Source organism: Halomicronema sp. CCY15110 (assembly GCF_016888165.1).
GTDB lineage: Bacteria > Cyanobacteriota > Cyanobacteriia > Phormidesmidales > Phormidesmidaceae > Halomicronema.
The window spans coordinates 1-1988 of record NZ_JACSWC010000172.1 but is presented as its reverse complement, the minus strand read 5'-3'; the positions used below and the strand labels follow the sequence as shown (position 1 = coordinate 1988).

Below are 1988 nucleotides of genomic sequence, written 5' to 3'. Positions count from 1 at the left end.
TGCAAAATGGTTTGAGTTAGCAGGCTCTACGGTCAGTCGCGATAGCAGGGAGAAAGTGGTGCCAAAATCAAGTTTGAGGGGTTTGAGTAGTAACGGATACTGTTGGCGAAGTCGAAACGAGCCTAAGTAGCCGGGTTGAGCGCTGCAAAGCGAGAAGTTCGCGTCTTGGCACGGGGAACACCTGCCAGCCAATTCGCTAGCCGCACGACGTTCATTGCGGCGGCTGTAAGCAAATGCTGTAGGTGTGTCTTAGCCAGCCCGATATAGCGCGTTCGTCTCATGCCGAAGACGCGGATGCCTTGCGAGAGTGTACCTTCAATCCCTGCGCGTACGTTGTATCGAGATTTCCATTCCTCTGTCAGTTGTGCTCGCCGGACGGCTTGGATAGCCTCATGTTCGGCTTGAGGCCGCAATGTGAGCGACCTCGGCTCCGACTTGCCTTTTGTACACAAGTCTCGGTGTGGGCAGAGGCGACAGTCAGTACGAGAAAACTTTATCCGAATAGTTGAGTTGTTCCAAGCGTCTTTTGAGGGTGTCCAACACTGGCTCTGCTTGCCTTCTGGGCAGGTCACCTGCTGCTTTTCCCAGTCAATCTGAAACTGGCTGAGATCGTAACCGTTAGCGGCCTGAGCCTGCCAGCTTACATCTGGACGCACCGGGCCAATCAACTCAATACCAAACTCTTGCAAGCTGTCTACCAACAGCGTCCCATCGACATAGCCTGCATCCACAACGTGTTCTTTGGGCAGGAGTGCTTTACGGTCCAAGGCTTCGTGGATTGGTTGAGTCTGGTCAGTATCCGAGATATGGGCTTGCGTCGTTTCGACATGAGTGATCAGATGAAGACTGTTCTCGTCACAAGTCTCAGTCAGGTGTACTTTATACCCTGTCCAAGTGTTGCTGCGTTTGTTGCCGTATCTAGCCTGTGGGTCATAGGGCGAGTCATAGCGTTGACCCGCAGGTGGCAAGTCTTGAGCGGAACGCAGCCTCACGTTGCCATCGTTTACGAAGTACTGATGCACCCATGTTTGTCGCAAACTATCGACTGACGGGATTTGTCGTAGCCAGTCAGAACCGTCATCGTAGATCGCGCTCAGCAACTGCATGCCATCGCGGCCAATTGTCTCGGCATAGGCTTGCCTGGCTGGGATGCCTTTGGGTAAGCGATACTCTTCGATAGCACGGCTGTAACGGTCAAACCATTCGCCAGGAACCCACTCACTGAGCCAGTTGGGGGCGACTGTCGCTAAGTCATTCAATGTTGCTCGCAGCGTTTCTCCAACACCCTCTAGCCGATTGAGATTACGGATGGCCGCTAAGACATGGGTGGAGTCTGTTCTTTGTTTTCCGCCCGCCTTGAGCCAGCCCTGTTCTTGAAGACGCTCTAGCAGTATCTCCAGCACCTGTTCTTCTTGGCTCCCACTCAGCAGACGAGTCCGAAATTCGCTGAGGACTGAAAAGTCAAAGCCGGGGTCGGCTAGCTCCAGGCCCAGCGCGTACTTCCAGTCGATCCGGGTTCTGACAGCTTCTGCAGCTTGTCGGTCTGACAGGTCTTCGGCAAACTGCATCACAGAGACTAAAGCTAGCCGCCAAGGGCATTGTGCGGGCTGGCCGTGGGCTGGAAATAACGTTTCAAAATCGCGATCATGATAAATTGCACCCAGTTCATCACGTAGAGTTAGATAGCGGTTGCCTTTGGGAAATACCTGATGAGCAATGCGAGCAGTTTCGGCTGGCACTGAGCCAGTGGGCTGGACCTGTAGCATAAGTCCATTCCTCCTAGCGCTTCATATATGGCAGAAAATTATTAGCTAAATTTTGGCACGGACACCGCGTTTCGACTTCGCCAACAGTATCGATTACTACTCAAACCCCGTTTGATGCCTGACGAAGGCAGTTACGTTGCTTTTCTAGACGACCTTAAGACCCGGATTCGCTCGGCCCAGGTCAAAGCTGCGCTGGCGGTTAATCGTGAACTCCTGTTGCTG

The 1988-nt window shown here is 53.2% G+C and carries 1 protein-coding gene and 1 pseudogene; one reads left to right on the top strand and one right to left on the bottom strand.

Translation table 11 applies throughout. The features are described 5' to 3' along the window. Positions 1-122: 122 nt before the first annotated feature. Positions 123-1766 (bottom strand): IS1182 family transposase, encoded by a 1644-nt coding sequence (locus JUK32_RS04885; RefSeq protein WP_204137732.1) that lies wholly within the window; start codon positions 1764-1766, stop codon positions 123-125. 114 nt (positions 1767-1880) lie between these two features. Here JUK32_RS04885 and JUK32_RS28655 point away from each other — a divergent pair. Then, positions 1881-1988, top strand: a pseudogene (locus JUK32_RS28655) (DUF1016 domain-containing protein); the annotation flags it as partial.